Origin of the sequence: Yoonia maritima (assembly GCF_043641945.1) — a bacterium.
Lineage (GTDB): Bacteria > Pseudomonadota > Alphaproteobacteria > Rhodobacterales > Rhodobacteraceae > Yoonia > Yoonia maritima_B.
In genome coordinates this window covers 14,087-32,740 of record NZ_JBHZRX010000003.1, presented here as the reverse complement: position 1 = coordinate 32,740, position 18,654 = coordinate 14,087, and the positions used below count along the sequence as shown (strand labels likewise).

Genomic DNA, 18,654 nt, shown 5'->3' with positions numbered 1-18,654 from the left:
CTAACTAAGAAGAAGATCATCGCGTAGTCGTGTTTCATCAACCGTCTGCCCCGAGAAAATGCGCCAAGCATGCACACCCTGAAAAAAGAACAGTTCCCATCCTGAAATGACAGTCAGGCCTTGGGCCGCTGCATCATTGAGAAACTGGGTATTCACGGGCGTGTAAACTGCATCAAAGGCCCATTTTGCATTGGCCATCGCAGTTGACGGTAACGGTGTCCCATCATACCCGACCATGCCAACCGGTGTACAGTTTATCAGGCCTTCGGCACCGTCAGCCGCGCCGGACGCGTCATCACAAATGGATATCTGCAGGTCGGGGGCGATGGAGTTAAGGGCTTTGGCCAATGCTTGGGCTTTGGCAGTATCGCGATCAACCAATCGCAGTTCTGCGGCACCCAGTTTAGCAAGCCCAAAGGCAACAGCGCGCCCAACACCACCTGCACCAATCATCAACACCGGACCCGGTTTCACATCTTGGCGAACACGCTGATAGGCGGCCATGAACCCTGAGTAATCAGTGTTATGCCCAAGCGCCGCGTCGCCTTCGAAAACGACGGTATTGGCTGCCCCAATTGCCCGCACCAGCGGGTCATCAATCCGCAGGGCCGGCATAACCCGTTCTTTGTAGGGGTACGTCACGTTAATTCCGCGATAGCCACCTGTCTGGCAGTAGGCCAACGTTTGCTGGAATGTCTCGTTTCGGTCCTTGGGAACGAGCCGGTCATAGGTAACAGCAATGTTGTTTTGATCACCAGCCAGCCGGTGCAGCAACGGCGAGCGCGACCGGGAAATATTATCCCCGATCAAGCCTAGACGAATATCCTTCATCACGCCTTTCCTCGCATCACGATGGATTTCGCACGGGTCCACAGCGGGGTCTGCGAGACAAAGATCAAAACAACCGCAACGAACAGCGCAGTTGATAGCGGGCTTGAAAACAGGCCACCAAAGAACCGGCCAAGGTCTTCACGCTCTGAGATAATCGCACGGCGCCAGTTGTCGTCCAACAAACGTGACAAAATCACCCCAAGGATCACCGGCCCCAGCGGATAGCCATAGTGGCGCATGAAATAGCCAAAGACGCCAAAGCCAAGCATCCAATACACGTCACTGATCGCGTTGTTCACCGCATAGGCACCGACGATTGATAGCAGCATGATCAAAGGGATCAGCACTGCGCGCGGCATCTCGACAATCTTGGTGAACAACCTGATCCCGGTCAGACCGAACAGCAGCATGAAACAGTTTGCAGTCACAAGCGCGCCAACGATGAACCAGAACATATCCGGCTGATCAATCATCAACATCGGTCCGGGGTTTAGGCCATGAATGAACAGCGCACCGATCATGATTGCGGTGACCGCGTCACCGGGAATGCCCAGTGTCATCATTGGTATGAATGCGCCACCAATCGCCGCGTTATTGGCGGTCTCAGGGGCAACCAACCCTTCCATTGCGCCATCACCAAATGGACGCTCGGGTTCTTTTGTGATGCGCTTTGCGTGGTCATAGGCCATCAACGCAGCGATATCACCACCAGTGCCGGGCAACGCGCCGATGACAACCCCAATGGTCGATGTCTGCACGGACAAGGGCAGATGCTTGCGCACTGTGGCAAACGACGGAACAATCCGGCTGATCTTTTGGCGCACAGCGGTTTTATCAACATGATGCAGCTGCATCAGCGCCTCGGACACGCCGAACATGCCGATCATCACAGCGATAAATGAAATCCCGCCTTCCATCATCCGCAGGTCAAAGGTGAACCGTTCCGTGAATGTCAGCGGATCGCGGCCAACGGCACCAATCGCAATACCCAACGCGCCTGCAAAGATCCCTTTGACAAGGCTGCCAGTCGACAACGACCCAACCAACAAAATACCAAGCACCGCCAGCAACATATAATCGCGCGGCTGAAACTTTAGCGCAAAGTCGGACACAAACGGCGCAGCCAAAGCAAGAACGCCAATCCCGATAAAGCCGCCGATAAAGGACATCACCGTGGTGACACCAATCGCGGTACCCGCTTCGCCGCGTTTCGCCATCGGATACCCGTCCAATGCGGTCGCAATGGCCGACGGCGCACCGGGAATATTGAGCAAAATCGCCGTGCGCGAACCGCCATAAACGCCGCCCATATAGATACCAATCATTAACGAAATGGCCGGGTAGACATCCCATGAAAAAGTGAATGAAATCAGGATCGAAACCGCCATCGTCACTGACAGGCCCGGAATAGCACCGACATATACGCCAGCAAACGTACCAAGCCCCACCAGCATCAAAAGCTGCGGCTGCGAAAACACCGTCAGAAAAGCAATCAACGTGTCCATCAGTTGGCTCCTCCGGAAAGGTCACGGAAGAATTGGATAAATTCGGCCTCTGGGACGATGCCAGCGGGCATCAAAACGGTAAACACAATCCGGAAAATCAGCCAAATCGCCAGCAAACTGCCCAGCGACACTGTCAGCGTAAAACGCCAGCTGCGTTTTGACAGCAACTTAATCGCGATAATCAAGAACAGGGCCGAGGTAGGCAAAAAACCCAGCGGGCGCAGCAAGACGGCATAACCAATCAGAAAACAAACAAACAAAATCACGACAATCGGCAAAATGTCCTTTGCCAATGTTTCGGTCGTAACGCGCGGCAGTGACGCCGTACGGACGACAACGATCAAAGCGCTGATAGACATGACCAAAGTGGTGGCCATCGGTATCGCGCCCGGCGCGGACAATGCCTCGAACCCGGAAATACCGTAGGCGTTCCATAGCAGCCCAACGCTGGCAATCAGCATGATAACGGCAAAGCCCAATTCACCCGGACGGCGATTACTTTCATATCCGCCTGGCGTGGCGTCGGATGTCCCGTCATGGTGATCGGGTTCTGGTGTTGTCATGATGTCCTCCCCAGGCCAACGGCCTGCTCCTTACGAAAAGGCGCCGCGCTTCTGGTTTGAAGGCGGCGCCGCTTTTTGTTCGTGCGACGAATTTAGCCGCAGCCCAGCTTATTCGCCCGGACGTGCGATGCCGAACTCTTCTGGGGATGCTTTGGTCAGACCAGCGTCGTCCAACAGCCAAGCCGTACCCTGCTGCCATTTGCTCAGGAATTCCTCTGCCTCATCGCCAGAAATACCCATCAGCGTAAAGCCACGGTTGTCCATCAGCTCAACAAAGTCAGCATTTTGGGCGCCTTGCGCATAGGCGTCAGCCAATTTGGCAACCACGTCATCAGGTGTGCCGTTTGGCGCAAACACACCAAAGAACGGACCCCAAGGAAGGTAGGTTTCATAACCTGCATTAAACGAAGTCACCGCAGGTACACCCGGCAGCTTGTCGTTTTCGGCCACATCGAACACCGCCAGCGGCTTCATGTTGCCAGCGCGAACACCTTCGATCGCAGCACCCAAAACAGCAGGCATCACGTCAATTGCGCCACCTTGCAGGGCAGTCAGAGCTGGGCCGTCACCGTCATAAGGCACAGCGATCACGTCCAATTCGCCCTCAACTGTGTTGATCATCGCTGTGACCACAGATGGCAGACCACCTGGACCGGTCGCACCAAAGCGTACTTCGCCGGGGTTTGCCTGAACATATGCGATCATTTCGGCATAGTCGTTGAATGGCGCGTCAACATTCGCCACCAACAGCGGCGTACCACGTGCAAGAATGCTGATCGGGGTGAATTCAGAATAGTCCTTTTCGCCTAGGCCCATGATCTTATAAAGCATCGGGTTTTCGGCACCCATCAACAGCGTATAGCCGTCCGCATCCGCGTCAGCGACATAGTTCAGCGCGATTGCACCAACAGCACCTGTCATGTTTTGCATGACAACCGTACCACCCAAAACCTCTTCGGCATGCGGGGTGACTGCACGCATCACTGTATCAGTAGAACCACCAGCACCCCATTGGATGATGCCTTGGATCTCTTTGGTTGGGTAATCTTGGGCCTGTGCTGCACCAAGGCTCAGTACCAGCGCAGATGTTGCGCCAAGGATAATACGTTTCATTGGGTCTCCTCCCTTGAATAACCTGCGAACGAAATACGCGATTTCGACCGTCACAGGCAATTATCATCGCGCCTTCACCGTAACGTCAAATGCTGTTTTGGTGCATATGTTAACCTTGTGTTAATTTGGACTATCTTCGCGCCAGTGGTCATGCGACTCTGACAACTCTTTGGCGAACTGGCGGATCGCAAATTCCGCAAAGTTGGACATAACCCTTCCTTTCTTTGCAACGACATAGATCGAAATCGGGGTTGTCTCGACGACGGGGCGACGGACAAGGCCCGGCATATAGACCTCGGCCACGGAAAACTCGTCAATTAGGGCAACACCCAACCCGTGACGGACAAAACTTACCACTGTCTGCGCAAAACGACCGCGCATTGAATAGTTGGGCTCGATCCCCGCTTCGAGAAATGGGCGGGCCATAATCGCGCCGTATGGGTCGGCAGGGTCCACACCAATCAGTGGCTCTTGCGCAAGCTCGGCGATGGTCACAACATCCTTTTGCGCCAGTGGGTGACCCTCGGGCAGGATCGCAACGATCTTTCCTGCTGCAATTTCTTCACTCTCAACACCCGGGTTGCTGACCGGGGAACTCATGATCACGAACTCACCCCGCTCAAGAAGAAGGTAATCCGGGGTTTCTTCGATTTTAAGAAGGTTGAGATCAACAAACAAATCAGGATAGCGCCGGCGCACCGTGCGAATGGCACGTGCCGCAATGAATTGCGCGACAGACGGCGCACACGCAATAGAAAGCCGCACATCCTCGCCCTTTTTCAACGAGGTCAGCGCACTCTGAAGGTTTTCGACGCCTTTGTAGACCTCGCGTATCTGATCAAACACTGGCCCGGCCTCTACCGCAGGAACGAACAAACCGGCGCGACGTTCAAACAGCCGAATACCCAGCGACTCTTCTGTGTGTTTAATCAAGCGACTAACGCCCGGCGCAGAAACGCCCAAATGCTCTGCAGCACCATTAATCGTACCGCGCAACATAACGGCGCGGATCATTTCGACCTGACGCAAAGTGATTTCGTGCATTGGCATTCCCTCCCGATGCACGCTTAACATCAGGTTATAAAATGCACAAAAACATATCTGACGTTATTCGATGGACCTTCTTAAGCGTTCTATCCGGGTAGGGACTGATATGCAGAATAAACTCGAGAAATGTTCACGCTAGCGCCATTGTTTTGCTTCGGGTGGTTTACTTCGAAGTCATCGATATGAGGTGTGGCGGCAAAAACCATGGCAGACCTAATGAAATCTTTCACGCATTGAGATAAGTTATTTCTTTGTGGTTCATCAAACGCTGTCCCAGATGCGCATTCGACAAAAGCGCGCCTCCACCGTCGACATTGGCGGCAGAGATGAGCGTCATTATCGGCTAGCAATGTCGTAGGTTTCAGGCGTCAACCCAGCGATCTCAAGGATCAATTTGCGCCGCACGGCTTTTGCAAAACTAGCCCGGTCCTCGGCTGTCACCATAAAAGATCCGGGGCCACCGATGATGTTATCGGCATAAAGCTGTTCTAGGTTGGCACCAGCGCGTCGCCCGTCTTCTGGTCGTAGGATTGGCAATGCGTTGATCGTTATGCCTGCCGCCAGTACTTCATCCCGGGCCAATAAGATCGGTGGCCCCGATGAATTGCCCATGCTGTCGCCAGAGAAATCGATCACTTGCCGGGGCGAGAAGATGTCGTTCTCTTCGATTAAACGTTTGCCTTCCAGCAGTGCTGAACCAATGGCGTTGCGTCCAAAGGCTTGGCGCGGTGGTTCCAGAATGGCATTGGCAAAGGCCGCAGCGCTTTCGGCGTCATCTACGATCATCCATTCAGCCACAACGACCTGATTGGTGGCCCACTCGACATAGGTGATCGCGATATTGCCATAAAGCGAACCTTCGATGGCATCCAATACCATCGGGTCTTGAATGGCATCAACGTAGCCTTGACGTTGAAAAATCAGCTCGGCTTGATCAATGGAACCGGAGGCATCTGCCAGCAGAACCAGTTCTAACCCAACCTCTGTTTCCTGCGTGGCAGCGGGAAGGGGGAGAGAGATGAAAAATGCAAAAATGAAATGTTTCATGACAGTCAGCTTACTCAGCTTAAGCTGCATGACAATGGCGTGTATGTTCACTTTTTCTGGCGACACTTCGCTGCGGGCGAATGAAAAGCGCGATCTTGAGTATTGCCGCGAATGCCTAGCCCGAGCCTACAGTGCGTAGTACTGCATGAGAAACGAATGGCGGCTGGTGTGGTCTGTCCATAATGATCGTCTTGTTGATGTTTAGTAGTCGTGTTGCACGGAGTACTTGGCCACCGATAACTCCATAGATTGTATTGTTTGGCATGCATGTTGACGACCACTTCCAAATCTTCCGATAATCGATTTGATCAACTGCTTGTGCAGCGGCGACGAATGTGAGCGATACTTTAACTGCGATACTTGCTGGTATCAGAATAGGGGCTTGGTGAAGGCGCAGTGAACAGCGGGTTTGTCCGGATAGCCGCCATCCGGCCAGACTAAATTCGGCACTGTATCTCCAATGGCATGTGTGGATAGCTCCTGCATAGCAAGATATTTTTGACGTAATTCTGCACTGGTCAGAAGCAGACGTATGTTCTGCCTTTTTGCGCAGCATACGTGGCTTCTGGCCTTGATGGTTTCCGCGACCAAGTCTCAAACGGCTTATCGGACAACAGAGTGTCCCAGATTATTCGTGCGGTGGTGTTCGCCATTGCCACAGTTGCCAGTCGAGCTGGTTTTCGTTCAAGCAGGCCAATGGCCCATGGATCCACACGGTCATGCCAATTAGACAAGGTTCTAGATTGCTGAAGAATTGCATAAGCTGGGCGCGCCTGATTGCTCGATTGAAGAAACCTCCCCACCTTAGGTAATCCCATGGACCTGAAAAACATGTTTGGCCAGATGGATGCCGACTGTTGTAACTTGCATTGGGTAGCTCCTTTCCTAGCAGTGATAGACAACGGCAGTATGGCGCATTGTGACGCCGCGTGGAGCATGAGCTTTCGACACCATCCGTTTTTGCAAGCTGCACCGTAGCCTTGACCATTCTGCCCAAGGTCCGGTGCTGGCCGATTACATCGCTCATGCAAGCATGCCTGAGAAGATGCTTTCGCTACGCTGAGTATCCATATTGATTGTGCAGCAAAGACCTGCCGTTCGAAAAGCATCCCAGTTTTGACTGTGTATCTAGACTAGCAGGTATTTCTTTAGAAAAGGCAGTGTTTACTGCCTGCAATGCTGACCTCACATATCATAATGGATCAAACAAAAGGGTTCGTAATTTGATCACGAGACGATCAAGAAGACTGGATAGGTGACTTCGCAGCGCGACCGTTACATGATGCGCTATCTGATTTTTGGGAAGACAGTTAAACTTCAATCTCAAGTTGTTCGATGGTGCGAAAGCGGCCATAGGGCACGACCAAAAGTCAGTAGACTTACTTGAAGAAATCAGTGAAGAAAGTTTTGTTTGGGGCAGGAGTGTTCCAAGTGTGGGCGGGTATCGCATGTAAAACCACGTTGTTTGGCTCAATGAACTGTTCAAGTATGAGGTTGTGTCTTGCAGTCCTAGAATGCGGCGGATTGGCTAATTTCATTTCCCGTCTACTGTCTCGAGCAGTGTTCGCAGTCACTATTAGTGAAGCTTTTCGAGTATTACCATTGTTAGGTGAGCATATTCTTGAATAACGATGATCAGGTCGATTCCACGGTTATCGGCTTGAAAACAAACTACTTTGAACGAAAACTGGGAAGATGTCCCAAGGCAGCGCGAAGTGCCTCGCCCCAGCCTTCGGAGATGGATAGAAAGTATGGGTCGTCAACTTCAATACGGGATTGCTCGGAGGCTTCAAAACTGTCGAGCTTGTAAGTGTGAAAATCGATTGGCAGCCCGACCGACAAATTTGCTTTGATCGTGGAATCGAATGACACGAGTAGCAGTCGGATGGCGTCGTCAAAGCTCATGTCGGGGTCATAGGCCCGCACTAGGATTGGTTTGCCATACTTCGTTTCACCGATTTGAAAGAATGGCGCGTCATCGGTGACTTCGATGAAGTTGCCTTCTGGATATATCAGGAAGAGTGTCGGTGCGCCGCCTTTGATCTGACCGCCCAAGATGACAGATGCCCGGAAGGCAGAGCTTGCGTCTTGACCGTCGCCTCCGCTTTCGGCGATGACCTCTTTCAACGTTGAGCCAACAAGCCGTGCGACTTGAAACATAGTTGGCTGTTCTAGGATCGTTGGGTTCCGATCAGAAGGTGCTTTTGATCGCTCTTCTAGAACGCTGACCAGCGCCTGTGTCGTTGCCAAGTTGCCGGCGGTCATGATCGTAATGGCCCGTTCTCCCGGAACACTCCAAGTGAACATCTTCTTAGTTACTGAGAAGTTATCAAGACCCGCATTCGTGCGGGTGTCCGACATAAACACAAGGCCATCGTTTAGTTTTAGGCCAACACAGTAGGTCATTTCTCAGTTCCAAATTTCCGCGGTGACAGATGCTAACCGCAATGGAGTATATTTATTGCTGAATTTGAAGCGACACAATCATGGATTCAGCCGCTTGACCTAAACGCATCCCCGACGTTGGGGCAGCATCGAGTGAATCACAACCAACAGCGATGCGAACATATCTTTCGTCGGGTGAAATGCCGTTTGAGACATCGAAACCGACCCAGCCCAGATCAGGCACATGGGCTTCGGCCCATGCGTGGCTTGCGTCTTGATCAACACGGTCATCCATCAAAAGGTAGCCGCTGATATAGCGGGCCGGGATGCCCGCATGTCGGGCGGCAGATATGAATATCTGCGCGTGATCCTGACAAACGCCGCCTTTTGCGTTCAGTGCCTCTTCTGCTGTTGTGCCTGCCGAAGTTGGGTTCATATTGTAGGGCACTGCCTCCAAAATCGCCCGAGAAAGGGTGTGCAGGCTACTAAGCGTATCCCCATCAGCATCCACAATCTTCGATAGCTTGTGTATACCCGGGCCAGCCATTGTTCGGGGGGTAGGGGTTACGAAATGCCATAATGGTGCAACCCCATATCGTTTGCCGTAGATGCCGTCAGATGAATGGGTCTCAATCTCGCCCGAGACATTGATTACTACTTGGCTGGTCCCTGGTTTAGCTTGGACCAAGAGCGTCTCGTTTCCGTATTGATCACAGAATGCGAGCTCTTTAGAGCCGCCCTCGATATCAATTTTCCAGTTGAGGACTGTCTGGTTTGGATCTGAAGCAGGCGTTAGTCGAACCTGCTGAAGCGCGTATTTGACAGGTTCATCATATTCGTACTGTGTGCTGTGTGTAATCTTCAGTTTCATGCCACCACCTGACTATTCATTGAACCTGTAGTCTTGTTCGATTTGAGCCCCGATCGCATTATTGTCCCGGATGAAATCGGTAATGAAATTGTGTAGCCCTTCCTCAAAGATTGACGAAATGTCGTGGTTGCGCAGTTTATTACGTTGAACATCGATCATGTCGTGGCAAGGCATGCGAAACCCATAGTCTTTGGCAAGAAACTCAAGGTTTTCTTCAACGATCCGACTTGAGAAGGATAATGACCGAGGAAAGCGTGCGTCCAAGATCAAGAAGTCCGCGATATTTGAAGAGGTCATGTCACCTTGGTTAAGCCAGCGGAAAGACCGATGCGCCGAAACTGACCGCAAGATCGTTTCCCATTGGACGTTATCAAGTGGTGAGCCCACAAAGCTCGCGGATGGCAACAGCGTGTAGTATTTCACATCGATAATACGCGCTGTGTTGTCCGCCCGTTCTAACGCCGTCCCAATCTGGGCAAAATCATAGATGTCGTTTCGTAGCATTGTTCCGTGCAGCGCACCGCGCACTAACGCGCTGTGTTTGCGGATTTCCGCAAGAACGGCGGGCAGGTCAGTTTCAGCGACGGGTCGTGCCATAATCGCCTTCAACGACATCCAGTTCTCGTTGACCGCTTCCCAAACTTCGGTTGTTAACGCGGTGCGGACCATACGCGCGTTTGTCCGTGCTTTTTCTGCGGTTGAAATCACGCTCGACGGGTTGCTGGGATCACGCAGCAAATAGTCAACAACGTTGGTCGCGTGGTACCCATCGTATTTGGCTTCATAACCCGGTTGAACACCCACCGTGGTAACCACTGATTTCCATTCGTTTTCGGCGTCATTTGATCGGGTCAACGCAATACGAAACCCTGCTTCAATCAGACGTGCTGTGTTCTCACAGCGTTCAAGAAAGCGGAGCATCCAATAAAGGCCGCCAGCTGTTTTTCCAAGCATGCCTAGTCCTCCAAAACCCAAGTGTCTTTTGTGCCGCCGCCTTGGCTTGAGTTAACCACCAATGACCCTTCTTTCAGGGCGACGCGTGTCAAACCACCGGGTGTGATATCGATGCTGTTAGTCGACACAAGAACGAAAGGACGCAGGTCAACATGTCGAGGCGCGAGTCCCTTCTTTGCGAAGATTGGGACGGTCGACAATGACAAGGTAGGTTGCGCAATGTAGTTGTCGGGATTCTTGCGCAGTTTAGCTGCAAACGATGCAATCTCGCGCTTGCTTGCCGCCGGCCCGACGAGCATGCCGTATCCGCCCGAGCCGTGGACCTCTTTGACGACCAGATCTGACAGATTATCAAGCACATACTTGAGAGAATCCAGCTCAGAACAGCGCCAAGTTTGAACGTTCTTAAGGATGGCCTGTTCGCCTGTATAGAAGGCTACAATGTCGGGCATGTAGGAATAGATTGCCTTGTCATCAGCAATCCCCGTTCCCGGCGCATTTGCGATGGTGATGTTACCCGCACGATAGACGTCCATTATTCCCGGCACGCCCAACATCGATTCCGGGTTGAAGTTCAGCGGATCAAGATATTCGTCATCGACACGTCGATAAAGAACATCAATGACCTTATAGCCGCGCGTGGTACGCATCGCGATATGGCCGTCAACAACGCGTAGATCGTGACCTTCAACCAGTTCGACACCCATTTGATCGGCCAAAAATGAATGTTCGAAATACGCTGAATTGTGAATGCCCGGGGTCAAGATCGCGACCGTCGGCTTATCTTCGCAATTCGCTGGTGCCGACGCGGCAAGCGAACGACGCAGGTTCTTTGGATAATTACTAACCGGCTGAACCCTGTTTTGGGTGAACAGCTCTGGGAACATCTGCAACATCGTTTCACGGTTTTCTAACATGTAAGACACGCCCGATGGGGTTCGCGCATTATCTTCCAATACGAAAAAGTCGTCTTCGCCAGTCCGAACAATATCGGTGCCAACAATGTGGGTGTACACGCCACCCGGCGGTGTGAAACCCATCATTTGCGGAAGAAATGCCGCATTGCGCGCAACCAAATCGACAGGGATGATGCCAGCCCGCAAGATTTCTTGGCGATTATAAATGTCATGCAAAAATGCGTTGATCGCTCTGACACGCTGCTCAATACCCTTAGAAAGGCGCGACCATTCTCGGTTCGAAATGATCCGTGGGATCAGGTCAAATGGTATCAGCCGTTCTTGCGCTGCCGCCTGTCCATAGACGTTAAAGGTAATACCAGTACGCCTGAAAAAAGCTTCGGCCTCTTTCGATTTCTTTATGAGCCGATTAGGGTCTTCGTTTGAAAACCACTCTTGATACTTTTGATAGGGCTGCCTGACGCCGTCCTCAGCCAAAAGCATTTCATCAAAGTGTTTTTTACTATCCATAACTCTAGCGTACCGCCTTCATACCAATCTGCAACACGAATACTGAAATGGCCTAAGTTAGATATACCAAATAATGCGAAGTGACTGGATATTGCACTTCTAGAATGCGTTGTTCGCGTGTGTGTACTCCGAGTGATCATGACAGACTGGAATTTCGCGGCGAACCGCAAGAACGCTAGTGAAACTAGACGCGGCTTATGTCAGTCATCGGTTGGCACTCGGGAAAAGCAACCACCTCCAACAACTCTACACGCATTCGACTAATGCGACACTGTTCTTCTGGTGCCGTTGTGCCAACTTGCGGCCCTTGCGTCCATTCGTCAATTGACGGCAAGCGGGCGTTTGGTAGTGCATATCGAAAAGTTCAGGAAAAAGCGTCAGGATTTCTTTGCGGGCCTCACTACTAACCGCTTTAAGGGCCTCCGGTCCAGTATAGAGGCTCTCAGTCCAAGCTCCGTTTGAATAGACAACTTGATGCCGGTCGAAAAGTAAGTGGAAATATTCGACGCCATCTTTCTTCTCACTAATTGACACCCCGTCGAGTGCCTCGAGGAACTTGGCGGCTACTAGTATTTCAGTGTCTCCGAACATTCGCTGCGAAATCCTTGAGCGCACCAAGAGACGCGGTGTTGGGGAGAAACCACTAGATCAGTAGATGGCATGTCTGTGCCAAGTGCACCTTTACTAATGCAGACGGGACGCAGATTGGGTTGTTTGTCGAGGCGGGAGGCCGAAACCTCTTTGCGCCCTATCCAGCGCAGCGGCTGATAACCAGCATCGGCTGTCAGCACTAAATCTCCTTGCTCGAGCTCCTCGATGGGCACTTCGCCGGATATAGTCTTGATCAGCGTGCCCTGTGTGAAACAGGTCATATCGCGATAATCTAAATCGTTGACGAGAGGGACAGCTTCAGAACCATTTAGGACAACGTCATTATCAGTGTCAGCCAGCGTAAAGTTGCCCGCGCCGTCGATATCGGCGTCGTTGGCGTCGAAACCAACCACGTCACCCACGACATCCTTGATGCCGTCGCGATCCGTATCGGCAGACGCATCGATGGCGGCCTGTATTACGCCTATGGCCGGTTTCGTCAGTAGATACGTACGAATCCGGTCATGCAATAGATTAGCCTAATTCCGATCCGATAAAGCTTTTGAACAAAGTGTATAAAGTGCACATATTGCCGTTCCCTTGCTTGCCCCTGTGGCACGAATTTGTGACGTTGCCTCAATTTTGAAACCGGGATGCCAGTGAATTCAATGGGCCCGTGTTTCGATTGAAGGGGCTGGGGCAGGGCGTCTTCATCAATCAAAGCAGACATACGCTGAATGCTGTGCCAAGGTCCGGTAAGCGGGACGTTGTTGCCGCTCTGAACGCGCAACTAAATGTCGGCTTTTTATGAATTACGGCGCCCGGTCCCGATATTTTGAATCGGCGCTTTGCATGTAGGTTACTTCGACCGGAATGCTCCCTCACTAAACCATCGTGTGAATGCATCAACGGCAGATGATGGTTTCCGGCGCTCTGGGACGAGCACATAGTGTCGTTCTTCCGGCTCAAGTTTGGGCAGGTCCAGCGCAACCAACCGGCCATCGGCAAAGGGCCGATCTAATAGGCCGGTCCAGCCGAGGATAACCCCTTGCCCAGCCATGGCCGCATATGTCGCATCTGAGTAGTTAGTGAAGTTCAGGCCGGGATGGACGGGACCGCCGGTCCAACCGCTGAGCGATAACCATTGGGACCAGTTGAGCCAGCTCGGTTCTGGCGCATAGCTTTCGATCAGTGCCACATTTGTCTGGCGCACCAGCTCCTCGATTGAGAGGTCACGGAGCGTTTCAGCGACGTCTGGCGCGCACGCTGGCACCACAGTTTCGGTCAGGGACCCTACAATTGACATTCCCGCGAAGGGTGGACGACCGTAACGGATCGCAATGTCAATCGTGCGGTCATGCGGAGCACGCCAGTCATCTTCAGAAATGACCCGTAATCCGACCTTTGGCGCCGTGGAACGAAACGAAGATAGGATTGGCAGAAGGCGAAAATGCCCAAACGCCACCGACACGCTGACAGTGAGATCGACATTCGCTGTACGTAGTTGGGCAACGGCATCCGTAATTTTTTCGAACCCGCCTGTCACCGCTTCGTGCAAAGTCTCGCCGCCATTGGTCAGGCGAACGCGGCGGTTGGCCCGTATGAATAGGGCCACGCCCAAATCAGCCTCGAGAGCCGAAATCTGTCGACTGACCGCAGCTTGGCTCACACCAAGTTCAGCGGCGGCGCTGGTGAAACTTTTGTGCCGACCCGCGGCCTCAAACGCCACGAGCGCGGTCAGGGATGGAACACTGCGACGTATCTGTTGCGCCAAAACATGGTACCTATGTCAGTAAATTTGATAACCTGAGCGTATGGGTTTGCGTGAATTTGTGCAGTTGTCAGAGAATGTAGTCAAGATCACAGTTCAGCTAGACCCACCCCATTGCGGTGCGAAGTGTATTAGCGAGGTTCAAGGATGCTGGATACAGGGACGTCACACGTCGACGACATCGGTAAGCTTTTGGCTTCGCGCCAGCCTGGGCACAGTCTGCCCGCCCCCTTGTATACGTCCGACGCAGTGTGGCGAGCGGATTGCGAGGTCATTTTTGGTCGACATTGGATCGCCGTAGGCGTTGCCTGCGATGTCCCAGAAGCAGGTGATGTTATCGCTCTTGATATCGGGCTTGCCTCCATCATCATCGTGCGTGACGACGACGATGAGTTGCGCGCGTTCCATAACGTCTGCTCACACAGGGGCGCGCGTCTTGTCCCGCCTGGTCGTTCGGTCGTGGGCAAGCTTGTTTGTCCATATCACCAGTGGACATATGATCTGGATGGCGCTTTGGCGCTTGCCCCTCACATGGGTCTCGATTTCGACCGCGCGCTTCATCACCTTAAGCCAGTTGCCCTGCGCGATGTAGCCGGTCTCCTTTACGTTTGCCTGTCCGACAATCCGCCCGCCGATATTGAAGAACTGGCAGCGATCATGGAGCCGCGACTTGGCATTTACGACCTGCGCAACGCAAGGGTTGCCTTCGAGCAGGACGTGATCGAAGAGGGGAACTGGAAGCTGACGATGGAGAACAACCGCGAATGCTACCACTGCGCGGCCAACCATCCGCAGCTGAGCCTGTCGTTCCATGCCGCAGATTTCGGTTACGATCCCGAGGGCCTGACTGAAACCGAGCGCGCCGAGGCGAATGCCCTCTTGGATGCCTATGCCAGCTACGAGGAGTACTGGCACAAAGAGGATATGTCCTTTGCTGCAGTGGAACACACTGTCGGCTGGGTGACTAATTTCCGCACTCAGCGGCTGATCATCGCAGGATTGGGCGAGAGCCAGACGCCGGACACGCGCGCCGCTGTTCAGATACCGTTGGGCCAAGCGGACAAGCCTTGGATGGGCGACGTGCACCTTTGGGGTATCAATTCGTGGAACCACGTTATGTCGGATCATGCGGTTGTTGCCACAGCCGTTCCAATCGGGCCGGGTCGGACGTTGGTGCGAACCAAGTGGCTGGTCCATGCGGATGCTATCGAAGGCGAGGATTATGATCTGACGAATCTCACATCTGTCTGGACCTCCACCAATAATGAGGATGCGCATCTCGTGGCGCTTGCGCATCAAGGGGCCATGTCACCCGGTTATCGTCCCGGCCCTTATTCCCAGTATACCGAACGCGCATTGGACGAATTTGCCTCTTGGTACGTCGCCCGGATGCAGGCGAACGGATACAGCGCATGACGGAAGTGGATTTAGCAGACTGGCGCGCACGTCGCCGTCGCCGGTTCGCACCGGACAAGTGGGGCGTTCTGGTTTGTCGCGCCGTGTGGGACGAGTCAGCAGACACGCGTACCTTTTTGCTGACTCCAAAGGACGGAAGCCGGATCGAGCACGACCCGGGCCAGTTCATGACGTTCCGCATTGATACGTCCGATGGGTGGATCGAAAGGTGTTACACCATCACATCATCCGCCGCACGCGACGGCGGGATAGAGATTTCGGTGAAGCGGCAAGTCGGTCTCGGCTCAGGGGCCCTACATAAAACGCTGATCGCGGGCGCCGAAATCGAAGCTTTCGGCCCATCCGGGCGCTTTGGTCCCGCGAATTTACCCGGCGCGAACTATGCGCTGATCGCGGCAGGTAGCGGCATTACCCCAATGCTATCGATCCTGCGCACCGCGGCCGATAGAGGTATCGATCTTGATGCCATCTTGGTGCAGGTCGTCCCCACATCCGCAGACTTGATCGCCGAGGCGGAGATCACGAACCTGTCGCGTCGGATGCCACGGCTGACCCATTTGCCCATCCTGACCCGTAGCCCAGGTAACGGCCGCCCCGATTCAGACCTGTTGGCCCGCGCCATTCCCGATTTGGTGGATCGCACAGTTCTATGCTGCGGCCCACAACCATTTATGGAAATGGTGCGCAGTGCCGCGCTAAAAGTCGGAGTGCCTGCTGAGCGTTATGGCGAGGAATGCTTCGACTTTTCTTCCCCGATTTCGGACTCAACGGCTGGCGCAGATACTCAGATTCGGACGGTGACATTTGCCCGAAGCGGTCAGACATTCGACTGCGCCGAAACCAGCACGATCCTAGAGGCAGTGAAAGCCGCCGGTCTACCGCTGCCGTCGTCCTGTGCACGCGGCATATGCGGTACTTGTAAAACGTTTAAGCACACGGGCGAGGTCACGATGGCACATGATGGCGGTATCCGTCAGCGCGAGATTGATCGCGGCTTTATTCTCCCCTGCGTCAGCCGTCCGCTGACTGATATTACCCTCGATTGCTGAAGAAAGTGCGTGCCCGATGACAGACCAGACCTCTACCGATCCACTCCTGCAGCCTTATAAGTTGAAGCACTTGACGCTCAAGAACCGTGTTATGACCACAAGCCATGAACCGGCCTACCCCGAAGACGGAATGCCCAAGGCCCGTTACCGCGCCTATCATGAAGAGCGCGCGAAAGGCGGCGTGGCACTTGCGATGACAGCCGGGTCGGCAGCCGTGTCGCGCGACAGCCCGCCGGTCTTCAACAACATTCTGGCCTACCGCGACGAGGTCGTCCCCTGGATCAGGGAGCTAACGGACGCCTTGCATGAACACGGGTGTGCGGCGATGATCCAACTGACGCATCTGGGTCGGCGAACGAGCTGGAACAAGGGCGACTGGCTGCCTTCAATCTCGTCTGGGCCGCATCGGGAGCCGGCACACCGCGCATTCCCCAAGATGATGGAAGACTGGGACATCGAGCGCGTGATCGAAGACTATGCGACCGCCGCCGAACGCATGCAAGCTGGCGGCATGGACGGGATCGAGATTCAGGCCTACGGACACTTGATGGACCAGTTCTGGTCGCCGCTTTCCAATAAACTGGACGGTCCCTATGGCGCGGACACGCTTGAAAACCGGCTTCGTTTCACCACCGACGTTTTGACGGCAGTGCGAAAGCGCGTCGGGCGGGAATTCATTGTTGGCATTCGTTACACTGCGGACGAGGCGCAGGCAGGCGGTATCACGGCCGAAGAAGGGATAGAGATATCGAAGTTGTTGCGGGATACCGGGCAGGTCGATTTCCTGAATGTTATCCGGGGTCGCATCCACACCGACCCTGCTATGACAGATGTCATTCCAATCCAAGGTATGCCTTCGGCTCCGCATCTGGACTTTGCGGGAGAAGTGCGGCGCGCCACCGGAATGCCGACCTTTCACGCGGCCAAGATTCAGGATGTGGCCACCGCCCGGCACGCGATCTCTTCCGGGCTTCTGGACATGGTCGGCATGACACGGGCGCATATGGCCGACCCCCATATCGTCCGCAAAATTGTAGAGGGGCGCGAGCATGAAATCCGGCCTTGCGTCGGCGCGAACTACTGCCTCGACCGTATCTATCAGGGAGGAGAGGCACTGTGCATCCACAACGCTGCCACAGGTCGCGAGTTGACGATGCCACAGACGATTACATCAAGTGCCCACCGCCGCAAGGTCGTCGTGGTCGGCGCTGGCCCGGCGGGATTGGAAGCGGCGCGTGTCGCTGGTGCACGAGGCCATGAAGTCATTGTGTTTGAGGCGGGCGACCGCGCGGGCGGTCAGATTCTCTTGACGGCGCGGTCCCCGCGTCGGGCAGAGATGATGCAAATCATCGACTGGCGCGTTGCCCAGTGCGAGGCGGCAGGCGTGAAACTACGCTTCAATATCTACGCCGAGGCAGAGGACATACTGGCCGAGACACCGGACGTTGTAATCGTCGCCACAGGCGGCATTGCGAACACGACCCTCTATGAAGGGGATGAACCTGATCACGTCATCTCCGCGTGGGACATCCTGTCTGGCGACGTGAAGCCAGCCGGATCGGTCCTGATCTACGACGAAGCTGGGGACCACAGCGGATTGCAGGCCGCCGAGATGGCCGTGGCCGGTGGTTGTACCGTAGAAATCATGACCCCCGATCGCACCTTCGCTCCCGAAGTTATGGCGATGAACCTCGTTCCCTATATGCGAAGTCTGCAGCGTGATGAGATCACCTTCACGGTCACCAAACGCCTGCGCGGCGTGAAAAAGAAGGGTAATCGGCTGTGCGCAACCATCGGCACCGACTTTTCCGAAAGGGTCACGTACGCCGATTACGATCAGATTGTGGTGAACTACGGCACGACGCCGCTAGACGAGTTGTACCACGAACTACGACCACACTCGTCAAACGGCGGTGCAGTTGATCACGACGCCTTATTGAGCGTGCGACCGCAAACTACTGTACGCAATGCGGAGCGCTCCTTCCAACTCTTCCGGATTGGAGACGCCGTGTCCGCCCGTAACACGCACGCAGCAATTTACGATGCGCTACGGCTGACTGTTGCCGTCTAGGTAAGACAAAATT

General features: G+C 53.9%; 16 protein-coding genes. 3 read left to right on the top strand and 13 right to left on the bottom strand.

Going from position 1 to position 18,654, the window contains the following annotated elements; genetic code table 11:
• The 13 genes from ACHUEV_RS06765 to ACHUEV_RS06705 form a co-directional block, all read right to left on the bottom strand.
• Nucleotides 1-831: a shikimate dehydrogenase family protein gene (locus ACHUEV_RS06765; RefSeq protein WP_394178304.1), complete on the bottom strand. Its 831-nt coding sequence runs from the start codon at nucleotides 829-831 to the stop codon at nucleotides 1-3.
• Complete coding sequence (locus ACHUEV_RS06760) at nucleotides 831-2,336, bottom strand: tripartite tricarboxylate transporter permease (protein WP_394178303.1); 1,506 nt, start codon at nucleotides 2,334-2,336, stop codon at nucleotides 831-833. The genes ACHUEV_RS06765 and ACHUEV_RS06760 overlap by 1 nt, the downstream gene beginning before the upstream one ends.
• Complete coding sequence (locus ACHUEV_RS06755) at nucleotides 2,336-2,899, bottom strand: tripartite tricarboxylate transporter TctB family protein (RefSeq protein ID WP_394178302.1); 564 nt, start codon at nucleotides 2,897-2,899, stop codon at nucleotides 2,336-2,338. Before ACHUEV_RS06755 ends, ACHUEV_RS06760 begins: the two co-directional genes overlap by 1 nt.
• Nucleotides 2,900-3,007: 108 nt before the next feature.
• Nucleotides 3,008-4,012, bottom strand: coding sequence for a Bug family tripartite tricarboxylate transporter substrate binding protein (locus ACHUEV_RS06750; RefSeq protein ID WP_394178301.1), 1,005 nt, complete (start codon nucleotides 4,010-4,012; stop codon nucleotides 3,008-3,010).
• Between the two features lie 120 nt (nucleotides 4,013-4,132).
• Nucleotides 4,133-5,056, bottom strand: a complete 924-nt coding sequence (locus tag ACHUEV_RS06745; RefSeq protein ID WP_394178300.1) for a LysR family transcriptional regulator — start codon at nucleotides 5,054-5,056, stop codon at nucleotides 4,133-4,135.
• Nucleotides 5,057-5,395: 339 nt separating this feature from the next.
• Complete coding sequence (locus ACHUEV_RS06740) at nucleotides 5,396-6,106, bottom strand: DUF1194 domain-containing protein (protein WP_394178299.1); 711 nt, start codon at nucleotides 6,104-6,106, stop codon at nucleotides 5,396-5,398.
• Between the two features lie 1,671 nt (nucleotides 6,107-7,777).
• Nucleotides 7,778-8,512 carry a proteasome-type protease gene (locus tag ACHUEV_RS06735; RefSeq protein ID WP_394178298.1) on the bottom strand — a complete coding sequence of 245 codons (735 nt, stop codon included), beginning with the start codon at nucleotides 8,510-8,512 and terminating at the stop codon, nucleotides 7,778-7,780.
• 52 nt (nucleotides 8,513-8,564) lie between these two features.
• Nucleotides 8,565-9,362: a transglutaminase family protein gene (locus ACHUEV_RS06730; RefSeq protein ID WP_106359303.1), complete on the bottom strand. Its 798-nt coding sequence runs from the start codon at nucleotides 9,360-9,362 to the stop codon at nucleotides 8,565-8,567.
• Between the two features lie 12 nt (nucleotides 9,363-9,374).
• The gene (locus ACHUEV_RS06725; protein ID WP_394178297.1) at nucleotides 9,375-10,316 is read right to left on the bottom strand and encodes an alpha-E domain-containing protein; all 942 of its coding nucleotides are present in this window, start codon (nucleotides 10,314-10,316) and stop codon (nucleotides 9,375-9,377) included.
• A gap of 2 nt (nucleotides 10,317-10,318) precedes the next feature.
• Nucleotides 10,319-11,743 (bottom strand): circularly permuted type 2 ATP-grasp protein, encoded by a 1,425-nt coding sequence (locus ACHUEV_RS06720; protein ID WP_394178296.1) that lies wholly within the window; start codon nucleotides 11,741-11,743, stop codon nucleotides 10,319-10,321.
• Nucleotides 11,744-11,989: 246 nt separating this feature from the next.
• Complete coding sequence (locus tag ACHUEV_RS06715; protein WP_394178295.1) at nucleotides 11,990-12,334, bottom strand: Hint domain-containing protein; 345 nt, start codon at nucleotides 12,332-12,334, stop codon at nucleotides 11,990-11,992.
• Complete coding sequence (locus ACHUEV_RS06710) at nucleotides 12,310-12,864, bottom strand: Hint domain-containing protein (RefSeq protein WP_394178294.1); 555 nt, start codon at nucleotides 12,862-12,864, stop codon at nucleotides 12,310-12,312. Before ACHUEV_RS06710 ends, ACHUEV_RS06715 begins: the two co-directional genes overlap by 25 nt.
• A gap of 329 nt (nucleotides 12,865-13,193) precedes the next feature.
• Nucleotides 13,194-14,108, bottom strand: coding sequence for a LysR substrate-binding domain-containing protein (locus ACHUEV_RS06705; RefSeq protein WP_394178293.1), 915 nt, complete (start codon nucleotides 14,106-14,108; stop codon nucleotides 13,194-13,196).
• A 144-nt stretch (nucleotides 14,109-14,252) separates the two neighbouring features.
• Here ACHUEV_RS06705 and ACHUEV_RS06700 point away from each other — a divergent pair, with 144 nt between their 5' ends.
• The 3 genes from ACHUEV_RS06700 to ACHUEV_RS06690 are packed head-to-tail and all read left to right on the top strand — an operon-like array spanning nucleotide 14,253 to nucleotide 18,641.
• Complete coding sequence (locus tag ACHUEV_RS06700) at nucleotides 14,253-15,521, top strand: aromatic ring-hydroxylating oxygenase subunit alpha (RefSeq protein ID WP_394178292.1); 1,269 nt, start codon at nucleotides 14,253-14,255, stop codon at nucleotides 15,519-15,521.
• Nucleotides 15,518-16,570: a flavin reductase family protein gene (locus ACHUEV_RS06695; RefSeq protein WP_394178291.1), complete on the top strand. Its 1,053-nt coding sequence runs from the start codon at nucleotides 15,518-15,520 to the stop codon at nucleotides 16,568-16,570. Before ACHUEV_RS06700 ends, ACHUEV_RS06695 begins: the two co-directional genes overlap by 4 nt.
• Before the next feature lie 16 nt (nucleotides 16,571-16,586).
• Nucleotides 16,587-18,641 (top strand): oxidoreductase, encoded by a 2,055-nt coding sequence (locus ACHUEV_RS06690; protein WP_394178290.1) that lies wholly within the window; start codon nucleotides 16,587-16,589, stop codon nucleotides 18,639-18,641.
• Nucleotides 18,642-18,654: the final 13 nt, after the last annotated feature.